At 70.4% G+C, this 23,435-nt stretch carries 18 protein-coding genes; 17 read left to right on the top strand and 1 reads right to left on the bottom strand.

Features of this window, described 5'->3' with window-relative positions:
* The first annotated feature begins 10 nt into the window (after positions 1 to 10).
* A complete protein-coding gene (locus tag KXR53_RS19465) occupies positions 11 to 1,753 on the top strand; it encodes an ABC transporter ATP-binding protein (protein WP_437376919.1) in 1,743 nt (580 codons plus the stop codon).
* Positions 1,750 to 2,973, top strand: coding sequence for a mandelate racemase/muconate lactonizing enzyme family protein (locus KXR53_RS19460; RefSeq protein ID WP_437376918.1), 1,224 nt, complete (start codon positions 1,750 to 1,752; stop codon positions 2,971 to 2,973). The genes KXR53_RS19465 and KXR53_RS19460 overlap by 4 nt, the downstream gene beginning before the upstream one ends.
* 4 nt (positions 2,974 to 2,977) lie before the next feature.
* Here KXR53_RS19460 and KXR53_RS19455 read toward each other — a convergent pair whose 3' ends face one another.
* Positions 2,978 to 3,880: a LysR substrate-binding domain-containing protein gene (locus KXR53_RS19455; RefSeq protein WP_437376917.1), complete on the bottom strand. Its 903-nt coding sequence runs from the start codon at positions 3,878 to 3,880 to the stop codon at positions 2,978 to 2,980.
* 261 nt (positions 3,881 to 4,141) lie between these two features.
* Between KXR53_RS19455 and KXR53_RS19450 the strand changes: the two genes are divergently transcribed.
* From KXR53_RS19450 to KXR53_RS19380, 15 genes are all read left to right on the top strand, one after another.
* Positions 4,142 to 5,461: an NAD(P)/FAD-dependent oxidoreductase gene (locus KXR53_RS19450; protein ID WP_437376916.1), complete on the top strand. Its 1,320-nt coding sequence runs from the start codon at positions 4,142 to 4,144 to the stop codon at positions 5,459 to 5,461.
* A 48-nt stretch (positions 5,462 to 5,509) separates the two neighbouring features.
* On the top strand, positions 5,510 to 7,561 hold the full coding sequence (locus tag KXR53_RS19445) for a hydantoinase/oxoprolinase family protein (protein ID WP_437376915.1): 2,052 nt from the start codon (positions 5,510 to 5,512) through the stop codon (positions 7,559 to 7,561).
* The gene (locus tag KXR53_RS19440; protein WP_437376914.1) at positions 7,558 to 9,213 is read left to right on the top strand and encodes a hydantoinase B/oxoprolinase family protein; all 1,656 of its coding nucleotides are present in this window, start codon (positions 7,558 to 7,560) and stop codon (positions 9,211 to 9,213) included. The genes KXR53_RS19445 and KXR53_RS19440 overlap by 4 nt, the downstream gene beginning before the upstream one ends.
* 28 nt (positions 9,214 to 9,241) lie before the next feature.
* Positions 9,242 to 10,774, top strand: coding sequence for an ABC transporter substrate-binding protein (locus KXR53_RS19435; RefSeq protein ID WP_437376913.1), 1,533 nt, complete (start codon positions 9,242 to 9,244; stop codon positions 10,772 to 10,774).
* An 11-nt stretch (positions 10,775 to 10,785) separates the two neighbouring features.
* Positions 10,786 to 11,736, top strand: a complete 951-nt coding sequence (locus tag KXR53_RS19430) for an ABC transporter permease (protein WP_437376912.1) — start codon at positions 10,786 to 10,788, stop codon at positions 11,734 to 11,736.
* On the top strand, positions 11,733 to 13,550 hold the full coding sequence (locus KXR53_RS19425) for a dipeptide/oligopeptide/nickel ABC transporter permease/ATP-binding protein (RefSeq protein WP_437376911.1): 1,818 nt from the start codon (positions 11,733 to 11,735) through the stop codon (positions 13,548 to 13,550). Before KXR53_RS19430 ends, KXR53_RS19425 begins: the two co-directional genes overlap by 4 nt.
* On the top strand, positions 13,526 to 14,590 hold the full coding sequence (locus KXR53_RS19420; RefSeq protein ID WP_437376910.1) for an ABC transporter ATP-binding protein: 1,065 nt from the start codon (positions 13,526 to 13,528) through the stop codon (positions 14,588 to 14,590). The genes KXR53_RS19425 and KXR53_RS19420 overlap by 25 nt, the downstream gene beginning before the upstream one ends.
* 169 nt (positions 14,591 to 14,759) lie before the next feature.
* Entirely contained in the window at positions 14,760 to 16,076 is a 1,317-nt protein-coding gene (locus tag KXR53_RS19415; RefSeq protein WP_437376909.1) for an NAD(P)/FAD-dependent oxidoreductase, read from the top strand.
* Between the two features lie 70 nt (positions 16,077 to 16,146).
* The gene (locus KXR53_RS19410; RefSeq protein WP_437376908.1) at positions 16,147 to 16,677 is read left to right on the top strand and encodes a MarR family winged helix-turn-helix transcriptional regulator; all 531 of its coding nucleotides are present in this window, start codon (positions 16,147 to 16,149) and stop codon (positions 16,675 to 16,677) included.
* 24 nt (positions 16,678 to 16,701) lie between these two features.
* Entirely contained in the window at positions 16,702 to 17,406 is a 705-nt protein-coding gene (locus KXR53_RS19405; protein WP_437376907.1) for an SDR family NAD(P)-dependent oxidoreductase, read from the top strand.
* 37 nt (positions 17,407 to 17,443) lie between these two features.
* Positions 17,444 to 18,772, top strand: a complete 1,329-nt coding sequence (locus KXR53_RS19400; protein ID WP_437376906.1) for an NAD(P)/FAD-dependent oxidoreductase — start codon at positions 17,444 to 17,446, stop codon at positions 18,770 to 18,772.
* Between the two features lie 72 nt (positions 18,773 to 18,844).
* Positions 18,845 to 20,524 (top strand): peptide ABC transporter substrate-binding protein, encoded by a 1,680-nt coding sequence (locus KXR53_RS19395; RefSeq protein ID WP_437376905.1) that lies wholly within the window; start codon positions 18,845 to 18,847, stop codon positions 20,522 to 20,524.
* A gap of 37 nt (positions 20,525 to 20,561) precedes the next feature.
* A complete protein-coding gene (locus KXR53_RS19390) occupies positions 20,562 to 21,512 on the top strand; it encodes an ABC transporter permease (RefSeq protein WP_437376904.1) in 951 nt (316 codons plus the stop codon).
* 12 nt (positions 21,513 to 21,524) lie between these two features.
* On the top strand, positions 21,525 to 22,421 hold the full coding sequence (locus KXR53_RS19385; RefSeq protein WP_437376903.1) for an ABC transporter permease: 897 nt from the start codon (positions 21,525 to 21,527) through the stop codon (positions 22,419 to 22,421).
* A complete protein-coding gene (locus tag KXR53_RS19380) occupies positions 22,418 to 23,434 on the top strand; it encodes an ABC transporter ATP-binding protein (protein ID WP_437376902.1) in 1,017 nt (338 codons plus the stop codon). The genes KXR53_RS19385 and KXR53_RS19380 overlap by 4 nt, the downstream gene beginning before the upstream one ends.
* The last annotated feature ends 1 nt before the right edge of the window (position 23,435 follow it).

Below are 23,435 nucleotides of genomic sequence, written 5' to 3'. Positions count from 1 at the left end.
GGAGGCCCCGATGTCGACATCCCCGGCCGCCCCCGTGCCGTTCCCCGGCCGCCCGAAGCCCGTCCTGTCGGTGCGCGATCTGGTGACCCAGTTTCCGACGCGGACCGGCCTGGTCAAGGCGGTCGACGGCGTCTCCTTCACGGTCGAACGCGGCAAGACGCTCTGCGTCGTCGGCGAGAGCGGCTCGGGCAAGAGCGTCACAGCGCGCTCGATCCTGCAGATCGTCGACGCGCCGGGCCGCATCGTCTCGGGCGAGATGGTGCTCAACCGCCCCGACGGCACCAGCGTCGATCTGGCCAGGCTGCATCCGCGCGGCCGGGCGATCCGCCGGGTGCGCGGCCGCGAGATCGCGATGATCTTCCAGGAGCCGATGTCGTCGCTGTCGCCGATCCACACGGTCGGCGACCAGATCACGGAGGTGCTGCGCCTGCATCTCGGCATGGGCAGGGCCGCGGCCCGCGCCCGGGCGATCGAGTTGCTGCGGCAGGTCGAGATTCCCCGCCCGGAGCAGGCGATCGACCGCTACACGTTCGAGTTTTCGGGCGGCATGCGCCAGCGCGCCATGATCGCCATGGCGCTGTCCTGCAACCCGCTCCTCCTCATCGCCGACGAGCCGACCACAGCGCTGGACGTCACCACCCAGGCCGAGATCCTCGACCTGATCAAGCGGCTGCAGGCCGAGTACGGCATGGGCGTCATGTTCATCACCCACGACATGGGCGTGGTCGCCGAGATCGCCGACGATGTCCTTGTCATGTACCAGGGCAAGGTGATGGAGCGCGGCCCGGCCGACCGCATCTTCCACGCGCCGGAGGACCCCTACACCAAGATGCTGATCGGCTCGGTCTTGAAGCTCGAGGACAAGGCCGAGATCCGCCTGAAGCGTCCCGAACTTCCGGCCGACCGCCCGCCGGTCGTCGAGGTCGAGGGGCTGAAAATGCATTTCGGCACCGGCAGCGCCGCGGTCAAAGCCGTCGAGGACGTCTCGCTCGCCGTCCGGGCGGGGGAGACGCTCGGCATCGTCGGCGAGTCCGGCTCGGGCAAGACGACCATGGGGCGCTGCCTGCTGCGCATCCACGACCCGACCGGGGGTGCCATCCGCTACCGCCGCGGCGACGGCTCCGTCGTCGATCTGGCCAAGGCCGACAAGCCGACGCTCTCGGCCTGCCGGCGCGAGATCCGGATGATCTTCCAGGACCCGGTCTCCTCCCTCAATCCGCGCATGACGGTGTCGCAGATCATCGGCGAACCCTTGCTGGTCAACGGCATCGCCAAGGGGAAGGACCTCGATGAGCGCGTCGCGGGGCTGATGCGCCAGGTCGGCCTCGATCCCGCCTGGCGGGAGCGCTATCCGCACGCCTTCTCCGGCGGCCAGCGCCAGCGCATCGGCATCGCCCGGGCGATCGCGCTCAACCCCCGCGTCGTCGTCGCCGACGAGGCGACCTCGGCGCTCGACGTCTCGCTGCGCTTCCAGGTTCTCGACCTGCTGCTCAGGCTGCAGGACCAGCTCGGCCTCGCCTACATCTTCATCAGCCACGACATCAGCGTCATCCGCTACATGTGCGACCGCGTCGGCGTGATGTACCGGGGGCGGCTGGTCGAGATCGGCGACGCCGAGGAGGTGTGCGAGGCGCCGCGCCACGACTACACCCGGGCCCTGATCTCCGCCGTGCCGCGGCCCGACCCGCGCCGCCGCAGCATTCACAACCGCATCCGTTACACTGAGCCGGCCGAACGGAGCCTCGCGCAATGAAGATTACGGACATCCGCACCTTCCTGATGCAGGCCGGCCCGCCGGATCCGGCCAAATGGGCGACGGACGGCCGTTTCGACGACGCGGCGGCGCAGGGCAAGCTCCCCGGCTTCCGCAACTGGCTATTCGTGAAGGTCTATACCGACGCCGGCATCGTCGGCATCGGCGAATGCTCCGGCTGGCCCCGCGTGATCGAGACCGCGGTGCAGGACCTGAAGAGCATCCTGATCGGCGAGGATCCGACGCATATCGAGCGCCTGTGGCAGAAGATGCAGATCGCGATGATGGGGCACGGGCTGCTCGGTACGGTCGGCGCCGGAGCGATGACCGGCATCGACGTCGCGCTCTGGGACATCAAGGGCAAGGCGCTCGGCGTGCCGGTGTGGAACCTGCTCGGCGGCAAGATGCGCGACCGGATCCCGATCTACTCCCACGCGAACACGGCCGAGATGGCGGTGGCCGTGAAGGGACGCGGCATCAGGACCATCAAATGCGGCGGCGTCGCCGATCCGGTGCGCAAGGTCGCGATGCTGCGCGAGGCGGTGGGCGACGAGGTCGACATCGCCATCGACCTGCACGGGCCGCCCTGGCTGACGCCCGCTGACGCGGCGCGGGTGGCGCGGGCGCTGGAGCCCTACAGCCTCCTCTGGATCGAGGATCCGATCGCGCCGGACAATCTCGACGGCTACAAACGCATCCGCGACGCGGCCCATGTGCCGCTGGCGGCAGGCGAGCGCATGGCGACCATCTTCGGCGAGCGCGAGCTGATCGAGCGCGAGCTGGTCGACGTGATCCAGCCGGACACGGGGCGGGCGGGCGGCCTGACGCAGATGAAGAAGATCGCCGCCATGGCGGAGGCGCACCACATCATGATGGCGCCGCATTCCGGCTCGCTCGGCCCCGTCGCCGAATATGCGGCGCTGCATCTCCTGGCCGCGATCCCGAACGCCCTGATCCTGGAGCGCCTCGACGACGACTGGCCGGGCCGGGCGAGGACCGTGGTGCCGCATCCGGTGCAGGAGGACGGCTCCATCGCCGTGCCCGACGCGCCGGGCCTCGGCTGCGACATCGACGAGGACTTCGTCGCGCGCCATCCCAGCGAGCGCAACATCGCCGTGCCGGTGGCCGAGGCCGACCGGTCCTACGCGCCCGGCACCCACCACGAGCATGTCTACGTGCAGACGCGGCTCCGGCGGGCGTCCTACTTCACGGCGAGCTAGCCCGCTACAGCGGAGGCGCCGACAACGCCTCCCGAAGCGCCGCGAGGAACGCCTGCGCGGCCAGCGAAAGCGGGCGCCTCTTCGGTACGATAAGGCCGATCGAGACCGGAATCCGGGGTGTGAAGGGCCTGACCGCGAGGCCGGGGGCCCCGGCCGCATCCCAGACCGAGAACTCGTCGACCAGGGCGAGGCCGCGGCCGCGCTCGACCAGCTTGCGCACCACATGGCTGTGGTTGGCCGAAAGCGGGTTGCGGATCTGCACACCCTCATCCGCCAGCGTCTTGGCGATGACGGCGCCGAAGGGAAGCGTCTTCGGATAGGTGATCAGCGGCATGCCGGCCAGATCGGCCGCGCTGATCCCCGCCCGTCGCGCCAGCGGATGCGCCGCCGGCATGATGCAGACCATCGAGCCGGTGCGCAGCGTCTGGGCCATCAGATCCATCTCCTGGCTCGGATGGTGGACGAGGCCGAGATCGTAGTTCCCGCGGCTGACGAAGGAATGGATCTTGTCGGAATCGAGGATGTCGATCTGGACGAAGACGTCCGGATGACGGGCGTTGAAGGCTTCGACCACCAGCGGCAGCAGGGCCACGCCGAAGGTCGCCAGCGTCGCGATCTGGACGAAGCCGCTCTTCAGCCGCGCCAGGTCGGCCGACAGGGTCTCGAAGAAGGTCAGCTCCTCCATCAGCCGCGCTGCATGGGTGAACAGGATCTCGGCCTCCGGCGTCGGCTGCAGCCGGCCGCCGCTGCGCTGGAATAGCGCGATACCGATCGAGTCCTCCAGCTGCTTCAGGGATTTGCTGGCGTTCGGCTGGGTCGTGCCCAGGATCTCCGCGGATTCGGTGACCGATCCGGTCTTCATGAACACCATCAGCGTCTCGAGATGGCGGATCTTGATCCTGTGCATGCGCAGCCCCTGCCAGGCGGCATTCCATTTCGGAATGGAAAGCTCGAATAAATGAATTTTCCATGACGAAGCGGAGCTGCCTAGCATCATCTCGCGATCACCGGGCGGGCCGGATACCGCCGGATCAAGAATTCGAGCGCAGGTCGAAGATTTCGTGCCGGAAAACGGCACGCAGGCTGTCCTGCGGACAGGGGAAGGCCTTGGTTCACGACGTCGGGAGACGCGTCATGGCGTGTGGCTGCGTTGGTGGGGCGGGCATTGATGTCGCCGCCGGTTGATCCGGTTGCGTCCGACCCGGCCCTGCCGGCCAGGGTCGATGTGGTCGTTGTTGGCGGCGGCATCATCGGCGCTTCGACCGCGCTGTTCCTGGCCGAGAAGGGCGTGTCGGTCGCCTTGTGCGAGAAGGGCCGCATCGGCGGCGAGCAGTCCAGCCGCAACTGGGGCTGGTGCCGCAAGATGGGGCGCGACCCGTCGGAGCTGCCGCTGGCGATCGAAAGCCTGCGCCTGTGGGAGGGGATGAACGCGCGGGTCGAGGCCGAGACCGGCTTCCGCAAGGCCGGCATCCTCTATCTCTGCGAAACGCCGCAGGACATCGCCCAGCACGAGGCCTGGCTGGAGCATGCGCGCCAGTTCCAGCTCGACTCCCGGCTGGTCGACGGCGACGAGATCGCGCGGCTGCTGCCCGGCGCGTCGCGGCGCTGGCCGGCGGCCCTGTACACCCCGAGCGACGGGCGGGCCGAGCCGCAGAAGGCCGCCCCCGCGATCGCCGAGGCGGCACGCCGGCGCGGCGCCGCAGTGCTGACCGGCTGCGCCGTCCGGGGTGTCGAGACCAAGGCCGGCCGCATCGCCGGCGTGGTGACCGAGACGGGGCCGATCGCCTGTCACACGGTGGTGCTGGCCGGCGGCGCCTGGTCGCGGCTGTTCTGCGGCAACATGGACCTGGCCTTCCCGCAGCTGAAGATCCTCAGCTGCGTCATGCGCACCGCACCGCTGGAGGGCGGGCCGGAGGAGGCGGTCGGCGCCTCCAACTTCGCCTTCCGCAAGCGCCTCGACGGCGGCTACACCATCGCCCAGCGCAACGCCAACCTGGCGCCGATCGTGCCGGACAGCTTCCGGCTGTTCTTCGACTTCCTGCCGGCGCTGCGCAAGCAGCGGCACGAGCTGCGGCTGCGCATCGGCCGCCGCTTTATCGAGGAATGGCGCCTGCCGCGCCGCTGGACCCTGGACCAGGCCACGCCCTTCGAGCAGGTGCGGGTGCTGGACCCGGTGCCGGACGACGGCATCCTCGATGAGGGCCGCGCCAACCTGGTCAGGGCCTTCCCGGCCTTCGAGCGCATGGTGGTGGAGCAGCGCTGGGCCGGGCTGGTCGATGTGACGCCGGATGCGGTGCCGGTGATCTCCGCGGTCGACGCCGTGCCCGGCTTCTTCATCGCCAGCGGCTTCTCCGGCCATGGCTTCGGCATCGGCCCCGGCGCCGGCCGGCTGATGGCCGATCTGGTCGTCGGCGACACGCCGATCGTCGACCCCGCGCCGTTCCGCTACGCGCGCTTCGCCAAGGGCCCCATGAGGGCCGCGGCTTAGGAGGCGCGCGATGGTTTCTCGTTCTTCGGTTTCGTGAGGTCACCTCGCATGGCTTGGCGCATTGGCGTGGATTCCGGCGGGACGTTCACCGACGTCTGCCTGTTCGACGACGAGAGCGGGCGGCTCGACGTCTGGAAGGTCTCCTCGACCCCGGACGACCCGTCCCGCGGCATCGTCCAGGGGGTGCAGGAGGGGGCGGCCCGGGTCGGCGCCGCGCCGGGCGAGATCGGCTATTTCGGCCATGGCACCACGGTCGGCACCAATGCGCTGATCCAGCACCGCGGCGTCCGCACCGGGCTGCTGACCACCGACGGCTTCCGCGATCTCCTGGAGATCGGCCGCCAGAAGCGCCCGGACCTCTACGACCTGCAGGCCGACAAGCCGGCGACGCTGGTCAGCCGGGACCTGCGGATCGATGTGCCGGAGCGCATCCGGCACGACGGCTCGGTCGAGACCCCGCTGGACGAGGCGGCGCTGCGCCGGGCGGTGCGCGAGCTGCGCGCGGCGGGGGTCGAGGCGGTGGCGGTCAGCTTCCTGTACGGCTTCGTCCGCAGCGAGCACGAGGAGACGGCGCTGCGCATCCTGGCCGAGGAGTTCCCAGAGGCCTTCGCCTGCGCCTCGCACGGCGTGGCGCCGGAGTTCCGCGAGTACGAGCGGGTCTCGACCACCGTGGTGAACGCCTATCTCGGCCCGGTGATGCGCGGCTATATCGAGCGGCTTGGCAAGCGGCTGGCGGAGATCGGCGTCAAGGCCGCGCCGCGGCTGACCCAGTCGAATGGCGGCGTCATCAGCTTCGAGACGGCGGCGCGGCTGCCGGTCCGCACCGTCCTGTCCGGCCCCAGCACCGGCGTGGTCGCGGCCCAGGCGATCGGGGCGGTCGCCGGCTTCCCGGACCTGATCACCTTCGACATGGGCGGGACCAGCACCGATGTCGCGCTACTTGCCGGCGGCCAGTGCCGCCTGGCCGGCGAGGCGATGGTGCATGGCTATCCGATCAAGGCGCCGATGCTCGACATCCACACGGTCGGGGCGGGGGGCGGCTCGATCGCTTACGTCGACAGCGGCGGGCTGCTCAAGGTCGGGCCGCGCAGCGCCGGGGCCTATCCGGGGCCGGTCTGCTACGGCCACGGCAATGACGAGCCGACGGTGACCGACGCCAATATCGTGCTGCAGACGCTGAACCCGGTGTCGCTCCTTGGCGGCCGCATGGCCGTGCGCCGCGACCTGGCCGAGGTCGCGATCGGCCGGCTGGCGCAGCGGCTCGGCCTCGGGCTGATGGAGACGGCGCAGGGCATCCTGACCGTGGTCACCGCCAATATGGCGAAGGCGATCCGCGTCATCAGCGTGCAGCGCGGCCACGACCCGCGCGACTACACGCTGATGGCCTTCGGCGGCGCCGGCCCGCTGCACGCCGCCCGACTGGCCAAGGAGCTCGACATCGGCCGGATCCTGGTGCCGCAGACGCCGGGCATCCTCTGCGCCATGGGCCTGCTGCTGACCGACCTTCGCGCCGACTTCGCGGCCACCCGGCTGACCACCCTGGACCCGGCGGCGCTGCCCGCGGTCGAGGCCGCCTTCGACGGCCTCGTCGCCCGGGCCGATGCCTGGTTCGGGGAGGAGGAGATCCCGCAAGGTGCGCGGCGGATCACGCGCACGGTCGATATGCGCTACGCCGGCCAGAATTACGAGCTGCCGGTGGCGCTGCCGGACGGGCCGATCGGCGCGGCGACGCTGGAAGCCCTGGCCGCCGGCTTCGCCCGGGCGCATGAGCGGCAATACGGCTTCGTCGCCGCCGGCGAGCCGGTGCAGCTGGTCACCTTCCGGGTCGAGGCCGCGGGCGTCGTCACCAAGGCGAGCTTCCAGCCGCAGCCCGATGCCGGGCCGGAAGCGGGCCACGCGGTCACCGGCGCGCGCGAGGTCTGGCTGCCGGAGGCGGGGGGCTGGGTCTCCTGCTCGGTCTATGACCGCGCCAGGCTGAAGCCCGGCAACCGCATCGCCGGCCCGGCCGTGGTCGAGCAGATGGACAGCACCACCGTCATCCTTCCGGGCATGACGGCCCATGTCGAACCCTATCTCAACCTGGTCCTGGAGGTCCGATGAGCGTCGCCGTCCCGCAGCGCAGCGAGGCCGCGCTCGACCCGATCACGGTCGAGGTCATCGGCAGCGCCTTCGCCTCGATCGCGGAGGAGATGGGGGAGGCGCTGGTCCGGGCCAGCTACTCGACCAACATCAAGGAGCGGCGCGACTGCTCCACCGCGCTGTTCGACCTCGCCGGCAACACGCTGTGCCAGGCCGAGCACATCCCGATGCATCTCGGCAGCTTCATCGGGATCATCCCCCACATCATGAAGCGCCACCCGCTCGACCGGATGCGGCCGGGCGACGTGTTTATCGGCAACGACGCCTATGAGGGCGGCGGCACGCATCTGCCCGACATCGTGCTGGCGGAGCCGATCTTCGTCGACGGGCGGCTGGTGGCCTGGGCGGTCAACACCGCCCATCATGCCGACTTCGCCGATCGCGGCCACGCCCATATCTACCAGGAGGGGATCCGGATCCCGCCGATCCGCCTGTACCGCGCCGGCGAGCTGCAAGCCGATGTGCAGGAGCTGGTGCTGCTGAACTGCCAGGTCCCGCGCGAGCGGCTGTCGGACCTGCGGGCGCAGATGGCGGCCAACCGGCTGGGCGTGCAGCGGATGACGGCGCTCTGCGCCAAATACGGCGTCGACACCGTGCTCGCGGCCGGCGCCGCGTTGCAGGATTATGCCGAGCGCAAGATGCGCGCCGGCATCGCCGCGATCCCGGACGGCACCTACCGTTTCAACGATCGTTTCGACAATCCGGAGCTGGACGGCGAGCTCGACTTCTCGGTCGAGATCACCGTGGCCGGCGACGAGATGCGGCTGCATTTCGACAGCCCGCCGCAGGTGCGCGGCGGCCTCAACGTCGTCTGGACCGCGCTGCTGTCGACCGTCTACTACGCGGTGAAGACGGTGATCGACCCGACCATCCTGCCCAATGCCGGTCTGGCGCGGCCGCTGACGGTCACGGCGCCGGAGGGCACGGTACTGAACTGCACCCATCCGGCGGCGGTCAACGGCCGGGTGGCGACCTGCCAGCGCATCGCCGACCTGATCCACGGCGCACTGGCCCAGGCGGTGCCGGAGCGGCTGACCGCGGCCAGCAACGGGTCCTGCGCCTCGGCCACCTTCATGGGTCGCGACCCGAAGACCGGCGGACTCTGGGTTTATCTCGAGACCATCGGCGGCGGCAGCGGCGCCCGGGCGGGTAAGGACGGGCTCGACGGCGTCCATGTCCACATGACCAACACCTCCAACCTGCCGGCCGAGGCGCTGGAGCTGGAATACCCGCTGACCCTGCTGCGCTACGAGCTGGTCGACGGCTCCGGCGGACCGGGGACGCAGCGCGGCGGCATGGGGCTGCGCCGGGTCTACCGGGCCGAGGCCGACTGCCGCGTGCATATCGACGGCTCGCGCCTGCGCTCCGCCCCCTGGGGATTGGAAGGCGGGCTGCCGGGCGGCCGCGGCGGCTTCGTCTTCGGCCCCGGCGTCGCGCCCTTCGACCACGGCAACGGCGATCTGAGGCGCGGCGATATCATCGAGATCATCACGCCTGGCGCCGGCGGCTACGGCCCGCCCTCCGGGCGCGCGGCCGAGGCGGTCCGCCGCGATCTCGCCGAAGGGCGCATCAACCGGGAGACGGCGCAGAGGGTATACGGCGCCGCGCTCTGACCACGACAACAAACAGGGAGAGGTCATCATGCTCTTGTCCCGTCGCACATTGCTCGCCTCCGGGCTCGCCGCCGGCGCCGTGCTGCCGGCGCTGCGCCTGCCGGCCTGGGGCCAGGCGCCGTCGGACACGCTGCGCTTCGGCCTCTCCAGCTATCCGCCGAACCTGCAGCCCTGGGTGAATTCCGGCGGCGCGGCAGGATCGGTCTCGGCGCTGCTGCATCGCGGCCTGCTGTCCTATGCCGCCGACGGCAGCCTGCAGGGCGAGCTCGCCGAAAACTGGCAGCCGGACGGCGACAAGGCCTGGACCTTTCATCTGCGTGAGGCCTTCTTCCACAACGGCGCCCCGGTGACGGCCGTCGACATCCAATGGAACATCGAGCAGATCGCCGCCGAGAAATCGACCGCCTATCTGCGCACCCAGCTGCAGGGGGTGGAGCGGGTCGAGACGCCGGACGAGCGCACCGTGCGCCTGGTCATGAAGCAGCCGACCGTCTGCGTGCCGCACTGGTTCGCCAACTACTACATGCCGATGGTGGCCAAGGAGTCGACCGCCGATGACCCGCTCGGCGTCGGCGCCGGGCCCTTCGTGCTGCAGGCGCAGGACCGCGGCGTCTCGCTCGACCTCGTCGCCTTCGACAAATACTACAAGCCGGGCCTGCCGAAGCTGAAGGCGGTCAAGATCATCGCCTATCCCGACGAGAACCTGCGGGTGGCGGCGCTGCAGGCCGGCGACGTCGACCTGATCGATTACGTCCCCTGGCAGTCGATGCAGGCGATCGAGGCCGATCCGAACCTGAAGCTGGACAACCAGCTCGGCCCCTTCATGTACCTGACCTTCAACGGCCGGACCGGCCCCTTCGCCGATCCGCGCATCCGCAAGGCGGTGGCGCTGGGCATCCGGCGCGAGGAGATCGTGCAGGCCGCCTTCTTCGGCCGCGGCGCGCCGTTGGAGGGCCTGCCTTTCGCGCCGGGGACGCCCTTCTACGACGAAGCGGCAGCGCATGGCTGGCGCTACGACAAGGACAAGGCCAAAGCCCTTCTGGCCGAGGCCGGCGTGGCCGACGGCTTCTCCTGCAAGCTCCTGTCCACCGCTCAATACGGCATGCACAAGAGCACGGCCGAGGTGATCCAGCAGAACCTGGCCGAACTCGGCATCCAGGTGGAGCTGAACATGCCGGACTGGCCGACCCGGGTCAGCCTGGGCAATCGCGGCCAGTACGAGTTCGCGGTGATGGGCACGGCGATGGAGAGCCCGGATCCGGAAAGCCTGTCCTCCTTCGTCGATTCCTCGCTGTCGCCGTCCTACATCCGCAGCACCGGCATCACCGTGCCCGGGCTGAACGAGCTGCTGGCGGCGGGGCGGGGCGAGTTCGACACCGCCAAGCGCAAGGAGATCTACGCCAAGGCCGACCAGCTGGTGCTCGATCACGCACCGATGGTGACGCTGGCCTACCGCGCCCAGGGCTTCGCCATGCGCAAGGCCCTGCAAGGCTTCCGCAACCTGCCGGGGGGCCTCAGCTTCTATTCCGCGAGCACGCTGGACCAGTCCTCCTTCGCCTGAGGGAGGCGATCATGCTCTGGTTTCTCAAGCGCCTCGCCGTCTCCGTGCTGCTGGTCTGGCTGGTCGCCAGCATCGTCTTCCTGGCGATCCATCTGGTGCCGGGCGATCCGGCCGAGACCCTGCTGTCCCAGGGCGGGGTCGCTCCCGACCCGGCGATCGTCGAGGATCTGCGCCGGCAGCTCGGCCTCGATCGGCCGGTGCTGGCACAATATGCCCACAGCCTGTGGGGCCTGCTGCAGGGTGATCTCGGCCTCTCCATGCTCGACGGCAGCCCGGTGGCGCGTGAGATCGGGCGCCGGCTGCCGCGCACGCTGGAGCTGATCGGCGCCGCCGCCTTCATCAGCCTGCTGATCGGCATCCCCGCCGGCACGCTGGCGGCCCTGCGTACCGGCGGCTGGTTCGACCGCATCGCCTCGGGCCTGTCCGGCTTCGCCCAAGCCGTGCCGGTCTTCGTCATCGGCACGCTGCTGGTCATGGTCTTCGCCCAGCAGCTGCGATTGGTGCCGGCGGGCGGCTATGTTCCCTTCGCGCAGAACCCGGCGCAGCACCTGATCCTGCTGCTGATGCCGGCCGGCACCATCGCGGTCGGGCTGGCGGCGATCGTCTTCCGCGTCACCCGTGCCGCGGCGCTGGAGGTGATGCCGCAGGACTTCGTCCGCACCGCCATGGCCAAGGGTGTGACCCGCCGGCAGGTTCTGACCCATCACGTCATCCGCAACGCGCTGATGCCGGTGGTGACGGTGGTGGCGCTGCATCTCGGCAGCCTCCTGGGCGGCACGGTGCTGGTCGAATACGTCTTCAACTGGCCCGGCCTGTCGGGGCTGCTGGTCGGGGCGGTCAACGCCCGCGACTATCCGATCGTCGTCGGCGTCGTGCTGGTGATCTCGATCCTGTTCGTCGGGCTGAACCTCGCGGTCGACGTCCTCTACGCAGTCCTCGATCCGCGCGTGCGCCGGGCATGAGGCGGGTTCCCTGGATCGCGGCCGGGGCGACCGCCGGCCTTCTCCTGATCGCCGCGGCGGCGCCGCTGCTCGGCCTTGCCGACCCGCTGGCGATGGAGATGAAGAGCCGCTTCGCCGGGCCGTCGGCCGCCCATCTGCTGGGCCAGGACGAATACGGCCGCGACGTCCTCTCCCGCCTGGTCTGGGGGCTCCGGACCTCGCTCTTCGTCGGCCTCGCCGCCGCCGCCCTGGCCGGGGTCCTCGGCACCGCGCTCGGCATCCTCGGCGGCTATCTCCGCGGCGTGGCGGAGGTGCTGGCGATCCGCTCGATGGACGTGGTGCTGTGCTTCCCGCCGCTGCTCCTCGCCCTCTTGGTGGTGACGCTGCTCGGCCCCGGGGTGCTGACCCTGATCCCGGTGCTGGCCCTGGTCTATCTGCCGGCCTTCACCCGGGTGACCTATGCCGGGGTGCTGTCCGCCCGGTCGCAGGACTATGTCGAGGCGATGCGGGCCCAGGGGGCGGGCGGGCTCGAGATCATGACACGCACCATCCTGCCGAATGTCGCCGGACCGATCCTGGTCCAGTTCAGCCTCGCCACCGCCTCGGCCGTGGTGCTGGAATCCGGCCTGTCCTTCCTCGGCCTCGGTGTGGTGCCGCCGGCGCCGTCGCTCGGGGTGATGATCGGCGGCGCCCGCGCCACCATGGCCCAGGCGCCGCTGCTGCTGCTGTGGCCCTGCATCGCGCTGGTCCTCACCATCCTGGTGCTCAACGCCTTGTGCGACGGGCTGCGCGACTTCCTTGACCCGAAGACCCTGGTGCGCCGGCCGTTCCGGCGCCAGCGCACTGTTGCCGGTCCGGCGGAGGCCGCGGCGGCAGACGACGCGGTGCTCGACCTGGACCGCTTGTCGATCCAGATCGACACGCCGCAGCCGATCCCGGCGGTTCGCGACGTGTCCCTGCGCATCCGCCCCGGCGAGACCGTGGCGGTGGTGGGCGAGAGCGGCTCCGGCAAGTCGCTGACCAGCCTGGCGGTGATGGGGCTGCTGCCGCCGGTGGCGCAGATCGGCGGCGGCGCGGTGCGGCTGCAGGGGGCGGACCTGCTCCGGCTCGACGTGGAGGCCGTGCGGCAGCGCCGGGGCCGCAGCATGGCGATGGTGTTCCAGGACCCGGCGTCGAGCCTGAACCCGGTGCACCGCGTCGGCGACCAGATCGCCGAGGCGATCCGCGCCCATCGCGCGATCTCCGGCGCCGCCGCCTGGAGCGAGGCCGTGGCCCTGCTGCGCCGCGTCGGCATCCCCGACCCGGAGCGGCGGGCGCGGTCCTTCCCGCACGAGCTGTCGGGCGGCATGCGGCAGCGGGTGATGATCGCGATCGCCATCGCCAACGACCCGGCGCTCCTGATCGCCGACGAGCCGACCACGGCGCTCGACGTCACCATCCAGGCGCAGATCCTCGACCTGCTGGCCGAGCTGCGGCAGCAGAGCGGCATGGCCCTCCTGTTCGTCACCCACAGCCTGCCGGTGGTGTCCGAGATCGCCGACCGGGTGGTGGTGATGTATGCCGGCGAGGTGGTGGAGGAAGGGCGCACCCGCGAGGTCTTCGGCGCCCCGCTGCACCCCTACACCGCGGCCCTTCTGGCCAGCGCGCCGCGCGAGGACGGGCCGCCGCCGCAGGGCATCCCCGGCGTGGTGCCGGCGCCGGACGCGCTGCCGCCCGGCTGCGTCTTCGCCCAGCGCTGCCCGATGCGCGCCGGCGCCTGCGAGGCGGCGCGGCCGCATCTCGTCGAACCCGCGGCGGACCGGAGGACGCGATGCCTGCGCTGGAAGGAGCTGTGACGCCTCTGGTCGTCGCCGAGGGCATCGGCCGCCGCTTCGGCGGGCGCGGCGTGTTCGGCCTGGGCCGGCCGGTGCAGGCGGTGACCGATGTCAGCCTGGCGCTGGCGCGCGGCGAGACGGTCGGGCTGGTCGGCGAAAGCGGCTCGGGCAAGAGCACGATCGGCCGGCTGCTGCTCGGCCTGCAGCCGCTCAGCGCCGGGCGGGTGCTGTTCGACGGCACCGACCTCTCCGGCCTCGGCCGGGAACCGCTGCGGCGGCTGCGCCGGCGGATGCAACTAGTGTTCCAGGACCCGTTCTCCAGCCTCGACCCGCGGCGCCGGGTCGGAGCCCAGATCGCCGACGGGCTGCGCATCCATCGCCTGGCCGATGCGGCGGCGCGCCGGCGGCGGGTGCGCGATCTGCTGGTCCAGGTCGGGCTGCAGCCGGAGCATGCCGAGCGCTATCCGCATGCCTTCAGCGGCGGCCAGCGCCAGCGCATCGCCATCGCCCGGGCGCTGGCCACCGACCCCGACTTCCTGGTGGCGGACGAGCCGGTCTCGGCCCTCGACGTCTCGGTCCAGGCCCAGGTCATGGCGCTCTTGTCCTCGCTCAGGGCCGAGCTCGGCCTGACCATGCTGTTCATCAGCCACGACCTGCCGGTGGTGCGGCATCTGTGCGACCGCGTCGTGGTGCTCTATCTCGGCCGGGTGATGGAGGAGGGGCCGGTGGCGGCGATCTTCACCGCGCCCCGCCACCCCTACACCAGGGCGCTGCTGTCGGCGGCGCCGCGCCTGGCGATGGCTGGCCGGCCACAGCGGATCTGCCTGGCGGGCGAGCCGCCGAGCCCGCACGACCCGCCCTCGGGCTGCGTCTTCCGCACCCGCTGCCCGCACGCCCTGCCGGCCTGCGCCGGGGCGGTGCCGCCGCCGCGCGAGGCGGCGCCCGGCCACCGCTTCGCCTGCATCCGCGACGATGTCACACAGCCGCCGATCGCCCTTCCGGACGAGCCGAAGCGCCACTTGACGCTTGACTCCGTCCATAATGGACGATCACAATCATAATCTCAGTTCCCAAGAAACGATCGAATGTCCGGACCGATGTCCGGCGAAGAACATTCGATTGCGCACTGTCTGATCATCGGATGATGAAAAGGAAGGCATGATGTGCCTGTGATAGGCATTCTGCGTTCTTTCGTCGGAATTGTGTCAGTTCTTCCGGGATGAGGAGGACATGATACATAAGACACCGCTCGAGCCGTCGCTGTGGTTCGCCACGGCGGCCGCGGCGCCGGAGACGACGGCGCTGGACGGCACCATCGACGCGCCGGTCTGCGTGATCGGCGCGGGCTACACCGGCCTGTCCACCGCGCTGCATCTCGGCGAGCGCGGCGTCGGCGCAGTGGTGCTGGAGGCGGAGCAGATCGGCCATGGCGGATCGGGCCGCAACGCCGGCCATTGCACTCCGACCTTCCACGTCCACGAGATCCCGACCATCCGGCGGATCCTGGGCGAGCCCTTCGCCTCGCGGCTGATCGAGCGGCAGACCAACGCCGCCAACCTGGTCTTCGACATCATCCGCCGCTACGGCATCGACTGCGAGGCGGTGCAGACCGGCTACATCCATGCCGCCCATGCCAGCTCGGCCCTGGCGAAGCTGGAGCAGCGCTGCCGCGACTATGCGGCAATCGGCAAGGCCACCCGGATGCTCGGCCGCGACGAGGCCCAGCGTCTGACCGGGTCGCCGCGCTTCTGCGGCGGCTGGTTCCATCCCGAGGGCGGGCATCTCAACCCGCTCGGCTATGCCCGCGGTCTGGCGCGGGCCGCCATGTCGCGCGGCGCTCGGGTCTTCACCCGCTCGCCGGCCACTGCCATCCGCCCGCAGGGCGGGCGCTGGCGGGTCGAGACCCCGACCGGCGCCGTCATCGCCGACAAGGTGGTCTGCGGCACCGGCGCCTACACCGACGGCTTCTGGCCGGGGCTGGAGCAGAGCTTCGCCCGGCTCGGCGTCGCCGTGCTGGCGACCCAGCCGCTCGGCGACAACGTCCGCCGGACGATCGCGCCGGACAACAACACCGTGGTCGACAGCCGGCGCGACATCTCGATCTGGAAATACGACAAGGACGGACGGTTGGTGACCTCGCTCTTCGTCGAGGGAAGGCGTGGCCGCGATCCGACCTATACCCGCGACCTGATGCGCCGGAAGCTGCAATGGCTGCTGCCGCAGCTCGGTGACATCGAGTTCCAGTACCGCTGGTCCGGGGCGCTGGACATGCAGCCGCGCACCTTCCCGCGGCTCTACGGCCTGGCGCCCGGCATCGTCGCCTCGCTCGGCTATTCCGGCCGCGGCGTGCCGACCGGCACGATGATGGGCACGGTGCTGGCCGAGTGGGCGACGGGAACGCCGCCGAAGGACCTCGCCTTGCCGCTCGAGAAGCTGCAGCGGGCTCCCTTCTACATGAGCTTCATGCCGCGCGTCATGCTGGCTTGGTCGCGGATCCGCGACCAGCGCCTCGCCCGGCGCGACGGCCTCGACCCGCCGCCCTTCTGACCTCCCCTCATGTTTGCCGGATCCATGCGGAACTGTGACCTGAACCAGACCACCGAAACCAAGGACGGCTATGCCCGCCACGAGCGATGGGCGCGCCCGCCCGCGGAGCAACCCGCAGATCCCGAAGACGATCGACTTCTCGGAGATCGACTTCGACATCTTCACCGACCTGCTCAGCTTCTACGTCCGCACCGTCAACATGCTGGTCAGCCGCGACCTGGACGAGCAGATGGAGGCGCTGTCGCTGGCCGGCGGCACCGGCAAGATCTCGACGCTGCTGCTGGTCGGCCGCAATCCCGGCATCAGGCCCTCGGTGCTGGCGCATTTCATCCTCAAGGACCGCTCGGCCATGGGCCGGCTGCTCGACCAGCTGCAGCAGGCCGGGCTGATCGAGCAGAAGATCTCGCCGGAGGAACGGCGGGCGCGCGAGCTGTACCTGACGCCGAAGGGGCAGCGGGTGGCGGAGAGGGTGCGCGCCGTCGCCCGCCGGCAATCCGCCGAGTTCTTCTCGATCCTGAGCGAGGCGGAGCAGGCCGACCTGCTGCGCCTTCTGCGCAAAGTCTATGCGAGCTACGTCGAGCAGGCACCGCCGGTCGAGTGACCGACCCAGGCAGGAGGCGCCGTCATGGCTGACGCCACCGCCCGCGTCGCCATAATCTCCGGCGCCAGCCGTGGCATCGGGGCCGAGATCGCATCCGCCCTGGCCCGCGCCGGCTGGCGGCTCAGCCTCGGCGCCCGGAACCCGGCGTCCCTGAGCCTGCCCGACGGCGCCGACGCCCTGGCCCACCGCTTCGACGCCCGCGATTCGGACTCCGAAAGGCTGTGGGTCGAAGCCACGGCCGAGCGGTTCGGCCGGATCGATGCCGTCATCGCCAATGCCGGCATCATGATCCCGAAGACGGTGATCGCGGCCGACGACGCGGATCTCGACGACCTGATCCAGGTCAACGTCAAGTCGCCGCTGCGGCTGGTGCGGGCCGCCTGGCCGCATCTCATCGCCTCCGGCCACGGCCGCGTCGTCACCATCGCCTCGCTGTCGGGCAAGCGGGTGAAGTCGGCCGACTCCGGCCTCTACGCCGTCAGCAAGTTCGCGGCGTTGGCCCTGACCCACGCCATCCGCCACGCCGGCTGGGAGGAAGGCGTACGCGCCACCGCGGTCTGCCCCGGCTACGTCGCGACCGACATGGCCGCGGCGCTGACCGACCGGCCGCCCGAGACCATGACCCAGCCGCAGGACGTGGCGCGGGTCGTCGCCTTCCTCCTCGACCTGCCCGCTACCGCGAGCATCGCCGAGATCCCGATCAATTCGACCCTGGAGGACAGCTGGTGAATCCGATGCGTGTCATCGCCGAGCGGAGAGGGCGTTGATGGGGCCGCAGGTCGACAGCGTCGAGCCGGATGCCGTCCTGCCGCGGCGGGTCGATGTGGTGATCGTCGGCGGCGGCATCATCGGCACCAGCGCCGCCCTGGCCCTGGCGCAGCGCGGCGTCTCGGTGGCGCTGTGCGAGAAGGGCCACATCGCCGGCGAGCAGTCCAGCCGCAACTGGGGCTGGTGCCGCAAGACCCGGCGCGATCCGCGGGAGATCCCGCTGATCATCGAGAGCATGCGGCTGTGGGAGGGCATGAACCGGACGGTGGAGGCCGAGACCGGCTTCCGCCAGAGCGGCATCCTGTTCGCGGTCGAGACCGACCAGGAGATCGCCGAATACGAGGCCTGGCTGGAACATGCGCGGCCCTACCAGCTCGACGCCCGGCTGATCACCGCCGCCGAGTTCGACCGGCTGATGCCCGGCGCCGGCGGCCGTTGGAAGGGGGCGCTCTACTCCGCCTCCGACGGCAGGGCCGAGCCGCAGCGCGCCGCCCCCGCCATCGCCCGGGCCGCGCGCCGGGCCGGCGCCGTGATCCTGACCGACTGCGCGGTCCGCGGTGTCGACCGCGCCGGTGGGCGCATCGCCGGCGTAGTCACCGAACGCGGCCACATCGCCTGCGACACCGTGATCGTGGCCGGCGGCGCCTGGTCGCGGCGCTTCCTGACGGATCTCGGCCTGCGGCTGCCGCAGCTCAAGGTCAGGGCCAGCGTGCAGCGGACGGCGCCGCTCGACGGCGCGCCGGAGACCGCGATGTGGTCGAAGGAGTTCGCGCTGCGCAAGCGCCACGACGGCGGCTACACCATCGCCAACGGCAACTCCAACATCGCCCCGCTGGTGCCGGACAGCTTCCGCTTCTTCAGCGACTTCCTGCCGGCGCTGCGCATGGAATGGTCGTCGCTGAAGATCCGGCTCGACGACCGCTTTCTGCAGGAATGGCGGGAGGCGGCGCCGGTGCCGCTGGACCAGCCCTCGCCCTACGAGAAGGTGCGGGTGCTGGATCCGGAGCCCGACCGTCAGGCCAACCGCCGGGCGATGGCCGATCTGGTCCGGCAGTTCCCGGCCTTCGCCGAGGCTCGGGTGGTGCAGGAATGGGCCGGGCTGATCGACGTCACGCCCGACGCGGTGCCGGTGATTTCGACTGTCGAGGAGGTGCCGGGGCTGGTGGTGGCGACGGGCTTCTCCGGCCACGGCTTCGGCATCGGCCCGGGCGCCGGTCATCTGGCCGCCGATCTCGCGACCGGCGCCCGCCCGATCGTCGACCCGACGGATTTCCGCTTCTCGCGCTTCACCGACGGATCGAGGCCCAGGCCGATGGCCGGGGTGTAGGACGGCTTCGCGGGAGACGGGCGAAGACCCGCCCCGCAAGGCCTTGGAGGCAACGAATAGGGGAGCTTCACCATGACCGATGAGACCAGGGATCTTCCGTTCGCTCAACCCAGCCGCCGCCGCTTCCTGGCGGCGGGGCTCGCCGCCGGTACGGCGGTCTGGCTCGGCCCCGGCCAGGGCTGGGTCAAGGCGGCGCGGGCGGCGGGGCCGCCGTCGAAGCCAACGGGCCAGGCCGTGATCGGCCTGTCGCAGGAACCGACGGTGTTCCACCCGCTGATGCTGCACATCGAGGTCGACGAGGCCGTCTATTTCAACCTGTTCAGTCCGCTGTGGCAGGTCGACTCGCAGGGCAACTTCGTCCCCGATCTCGCGGCCGAGGTGCCGACCCTGGAGAATGGCGGCATCTCGGCGGACGGGCTGACCTGGCGCATCAAGCTGCGCGACAACGTCAAATGGCATGACGGCACGCCGTTCACAGCCGAGGACGTGAAGTTCACCATCGACCTGATCAACAACCCGAAGTTCCGCGCCGGCCGCCGCGCGGGGCACGAGCTGGTGCGCGACATCAAGGTGGTCAGCCCGACCGAGCTGACCTGGCGGCTGGAAAAGGCCTACGCGCCCTATCCGTCGATCCTGTCCTGGACCTTCATCGTGCCGAAGCACCTGCTGGAGAAGGAGGCCGACCCGAACGCCTCGGCCTTCGCCACCAAGCCGGTCGGCACCGGGCCGTTCAAATGGGTCGAGCGGGTGCCGGGCGACCACATCACCCTCGCCGCGCATGAGGGCTATCACCTGGACGGGCCGTATCTGGAGCGGCTGGTCGTCAAATACATCCCGGACCTGACCGTCCTCTACACCCAGTTCAGCACCGGCGACATCGACTATATCGGCCTGCAGGGCATCACCGCCGATCACTACGAGGAGGCCAAGGGCCTGGCCGACCGCGAGGTCACGCCGGTGCCGCAGGCCTTCATCGAGAACATCGCCTTCAACCTCGGGCTGCCGGTGTTCCAGGACCCGGCGGTGCGCGAGGCGCTGTACTATGGCATGGACAAGCAGAGCATCATCGACAGCATCTATTACGGCCTGCCGACGCCGTCGGAATCCTTCCTGCCGAAGCAGTCCTGGGCCTTCAACCCGGACCTGCCGAAGCACAGCTACGACCCGGAGAAGGCGAAGCAGATCCTCGACTCCGCCGGCTGGGCCCCGGGCGGAGACGGCATCCGCGAGAAGAACGGGGTGCGGCTCGAATTCGTCAACTCGACCACCGCCGGCAACCATGTGCGCGAGCAGGCGCAGCAGCTGTTGCAGCAGAACTGGCTCGACATCGGCGTGAAGATGAACATCAACAACCTGCCCCCGGCGGTGATGTGGGGCGACTACTGGATGATGTCGAAGTTCGAGACGGCGATGGTCGGCATCTACTTCATGGTCGGCCCCGACCCCGACGCGACCGACTATTTCTCCAGCCGCTCGATCGGCGCCAAGGGCGGGGGCGGCCAGAACACGACTCAGTACGAGAGCGCCGAGGTCGACAAGCTGCTGGCCGAGGGGGCCGGCACGGTCGACACGGACAAGCGCAAGCAGGCCTACCTGAAGATGCAGGAGCTGACGCGTCGCGACCTGCCCTATCTGCCGATCTTCCAATACGCCATGGTCCAGGGTGTGAAGAAGGGGCTGACCGGCTTCACCCCCAACGTCAATGTCCAGGAGAACGCCTGGAACGCCCGCATCTGGTACTGGGCGAGCTGAGGGGAGGCGGCCGCCCGGAGACAGAGGAGGCCCGACCATGGCCCGATTCCTGCTCGGCCGCGCGATGCAGAGCCTGCTGCTGCTCCTGCTCGTGTCGATGATCGGCTTCGCCGTGCTGCACCTTACCCCGGGCGGCCCGCTGGCCCAGTTCGCCCTGGTCCCCGGCATGTCGCAGGAACGGCTGGCGCAGATCGCGCATGAGATGGGGCTGGACCGGCCCCTGCCGCTGCAATACTGGGAATGGCTGACCCGGCTCCTGACCGGCGACTGGGGGCGGTCCTACCGCGACCAGCAGCCGGTGCTCGCCGTCATCGGCTCACATCTCTTCGCCACGCTCGAGCTGATGGCGACGGCGATCCTGATCGCGGTGCTGCTCGGCGTCTGGATCGGCGTCATGGGGGCGATCCGGCGCTACTCCTTCGCCGATACCCTGGCGACGGTCGGCGCCATGGTGGCCCTGTCGATCCCGACCTTCTGGTTCGGCCTCGTCGTGATCTACGTGTTCTCGGTGCGGCTGCAATGGCTGCCCGCGGGCAACATGTACACCGTCGGCGACGGCTCTCTGCTCGACTTCCTGCACCACCTGATCGCGCCGGCTCTGGTTCTGGCGCTGGTCGAGGTGGCGATCTGGAGCCGCTACATGCGTGCCTCGATGATCGATGTGATCAACCAGGACTACATCCGCACCGCCCGCGCCAAGGGCCTGCCGGAGAAGCGGGTTCTGATCCGCCACGCGCTGCGCAACGCCCTGCTGCCGATGATCACCCTGGCCGGACTCGAGCTGCCGACCTTGCTCGGCGGCGCCCTGGTGACGGAGACGGTGTTCACCTGGCCCGGGATGGGCCGGCTGTTCCTCGATTCCCTCGGCTACCGCGACTATCCGGTGGTGATGGGGATTCTGGTGTTCTCGGCGGTGCTGGTGCTGCTCGGCAATCTCCTGGCCGACATTCTGTGCGCCATCGCCGATCCGCGCATCCGTCTGGATTGAGGGGAGGGGACGATGACCTTGGCCGCCGCCGACCCGAACGCCGCCGCTGTCGCCGAGGCCATCCCGCAGGCCGGGAACCGCGGCTGGCGCCGGTTCCGCCGGCACAGGCTGGCGATGTTCGGCGTCGCCTGCATCCTGCTGCTGGTCCTGGCCTGCGTCGCCGGGCCCTGGCTGCTGCCCTTCGACGACCTGCGCATCGACATGCGCGCGCGCTTCGCGCCGCCTTTGACCGGGCTGCACCTGTTCGGCACCGACCCGCTGGGCCGCGACCTCTGCGCCCGCCTGCTGATGGCCGGGCGGATCTCGCTTTCCGTCGCCTTCGCCGCGATGGTGATCAGCACCCTGGTCGGCTCCGCGGTCGGGGTGGTGGCGGGCTATTACGGCCGGGCGGTCGGGGCGGTGCTGATGCGTCTGGTCGACGCCATGCTGTGCTTTCCCGCCGTCTTCCTGCTGCTGACGCTCGCCGCCCTGCTGAAGCCCGACCCGGTGACCATCACCCTGATCATCGCCGCAACCAGCTGGATGGAGGTGGCGCGCGTGGTCGAAAGCCAGATCCGCACGTTGCGCGAGCGCGACTTCACCCTGGCGGCGGAGATGATGGGCGCCTCCGACGCGCGGATCATGGTCGACGAGCTGCTGCGCAACGCCGTCGGTCCGATTGTCGTCGCCGCCACCCTGACCGTCGCCCGCGCCATCCTGATGGAGGCCTATATCAGCTTCCTCGGCTACGGCATCCAGCCGCCGACGGCGAGCTGGGGCAATATGCTGAACAACGCCCAGCAGTATCTGACCTCGGCGCCCTGGCTCGCCCTGGTTCCGGGCTTCGCGATCACCCTGGCGGTCACCAGCTTCAACTTCATCGGCGACGGGCTGCGCGACGCCCTCGACGCCCGGCTGGAGGCGTCATGACGGACGCCCCGATCCTCGAGGTCCGCGACCTGGCCGTCATCTTCCGCGGCGAAGGCGGGGCGGTGACGGTGGTCAACGACGTCTCCTTCTCCGTCCGGCGCGGCGAGACCCTGGCGCTGGTCGGCGAATCCGGCTCGGGCAAGAGCGTCACCAGCCTGGCCGTGCTGCGCCTGCTGCCGCCGGCGCCGCGCTGCACCATCGCCGGCTCGGTCCGCTTCACCGGGCGCGACGGCCGCAGCCGCGACCTGCTGCAGCTCGATGCCGAGGCGATGCGCGCGGTGCGCGGCGACGAGATCGCGATGATCTTCCAGGAGCCGATGACCTCGCTGAACCCGGTGCACCGGATCGGCGACCAGATCGCCGAGGCCGTGACCTACCACCGCGGCCTCGGCCGCCGAGACGCGATGGCCCGGGCGGAGGAGCTGCTGGAGCTGGTCGGCATCCCGGAACCGCGGCGGCGCCTGTCCGCCTATCCGCACCACCTGTCGGGGGGCATGCGCCAGCGCGTGATGATCGCCATGGCGCTGGCCTGCGACCCCAGCCTGCTGATCGCCGACGAGCCGACCACGGCGCTCGACGTCACCGTACAGGCCGGGATCATCGACCTGTTGAAGTCGCTGCAGGCGAAGACCGGCATGGCGATCATCTTCGTCACCCACAATCTCGGCGTGGTGGCCGAGATCGCGGACAGTGTCATGGTCATGTATGCCGGACGGATCGTCGAGCGCGGCGACGCCGTCGGCCTGCTGCGGCGGCCGCGCATGCCCTACACCCAGGGCCTCCTGCGCTCGGTGCCGCGGATCGACCGGCTGGAGTTCGGCGGCGGCGTCCTGCCGGCCATTCCCGGCAGCGTCCCGGACCCCGGCCGCCTGCCGCCCGGCTGCTCCTTCCACCCACGCTGCGATCACGCGCGGCCCGGCGCCTGTGACGCCGCTGTGCCGGCGCTGGAAGAGGCCGGCGGCGGCCGGGTGGTGCGCTGCCATCTGTGGCGCGAGATCGAGGCGGGGGCGTGAT

The sequence above is a fragment of the Inquilinus limosus genome (genome assembly GCF_051487185.1).
Classification (GTDB): Bacteria; Pseudomonadota; Alphaproteobacteria; order DSM-16000; family Inquilinaceae; genus Inquilinus; species Inquilinus limosus_F.
Note: the sequence above shows the minus strand (reverse complement) of the source record. Positions and strands in the feature narration are given on the sequence as shown.

Excerpts from the sequence above, each read along its gene's own strand:
- KXR53_RS19415 (WP_437376909.1), top strand. The coding sequence starts at position 14,760 with ATGATACATAAGACACCGCTCGAGCCGTCGCTGTGGTTCGCCACGGCG.
- KXR53_RS19410 (WP_437376908.1), top strand. The coding sequence starts at position 16,147 with ATGCCCGCCACGAGCGATGGGCGCGCCCGCCCGCGGAGCAACCCGCAG.
- KXR53_RS19445 (WP_437376915.1), top strand. The coding sequence starts at position 5,510 with ATGGCTTGGCGCATTGGCGTGGATTCCGGCGGGACGTTCACCGACGTC.
- KXR53_RS19430 (WP_437376912.1), top strand. The coding sequence starts at position 10,786 with ATGCTCTGGTTTCTCAAGCGCCTCGCCGTCTCCGTGCTGCTGGTCTGG.
- KXR53_RS19425 (WP_437376911.1), top strand. The coding sequence starts at position 11,733 with ATGAGGCGGGTTCCCTGGATCGCGGCCGGGGCGACCGCCGGCCTTCTC.
- KXR53_RS19440 (WP_437376914.1), top strand. The coding sequence starts at position 7,558 with ATGAGCGTCGCCGTCCCGCAGCGCAGCGAGGCCGCGCTCGACCCGATC.
- KXR53_RS19450 (WP_437376916.1), top strand. The coding sequence starts at position 4,142 with ATGTCGCCGCCGGTTGATCCGGTTGCGTCCGACCCGGCCCTGCCGGCC.
- KXR53_RS19405 (WP_437376907.1), top strand. The coding sequence starts at position 16,702 with ATGGCTGACGCCACCGCCCGCGTCGCCATAATCTCCGGCGCCAGCCGT.
- KXR53_RS19380 (WP_437376902.1), top strand. The coding sequence starts at position 22,418 with ATGACGGACGCCCCGATCCTCGAGGTCCGCGACCTGGCCGTCATCTTC.
- KXR53_RS19460 (WP_437376918.1), top strand. The coding sequence starts at position 1,750 with ATGAAGATTACGGACATCCGCACCTTCCTGATGCAGGCCGGCCCGCCG.
- KXR53_RS19435 (WP_437376913.1), top strand. The coding sequence starts at position 9,242 with ATGCTCTTGTCCCGTCGCACATTGCTCGCCTCCGGGCTCGCCGCCGGC.
- KXR53_RS19400 (WP_437376906.1), top strand. The coding sequence starts at position 17,444 with ATGGGGCCGCAGGTCGACAGCGTCGAGCCGGATGCCGTCCTGCCGCGG.
- KXR53_RS19385 (WP_437376903.1), top strand. The coding sequence starts at position 21,525 with ATGACCTTGGCCGCCGCCGACCCGAACGCCGCCGCTGTCGCCGAGGCC.
- KXR53_RS19455 (WP_437376917.1), bottom strand. The coding sequence starts at position 3,880 with ATGCACAGGATCAAGATCCGCCATCTCGAGACGCTGATGGTGTTCATG.
- KXR53_RS19420 (WP_437376910.1), top strand. The coding sequence starts at position 13,526 with ATGCCTGCGCTGGAAGGAGCTGTGACGCCTCTGGTCGTCGCCGAGGGC.
- KXR53_RS19395 (WP_437376905.1), top strand. The coding sequence starts at position 18,845 with ATGACCGATGAGACCAGGGATCTTCCGTTCGCTCAACCCAGCCGCCGC.
- KXR53_RS19390 (WP_437376904.1), top strand. The coding sequence starts at position 20,562 with ATGGCCCGATTCCTGCTCGGCCGCGCGATGCAGAGCCTGCTGCTGCTC.
- KXR53_RS19465 (WP_437376919.1), top strand. The coding sequence starts at position 11 with ATGTCGACATCCCCGGCCGCCCCCGTGCCGTTCCCCGGCCGCCCGAAG.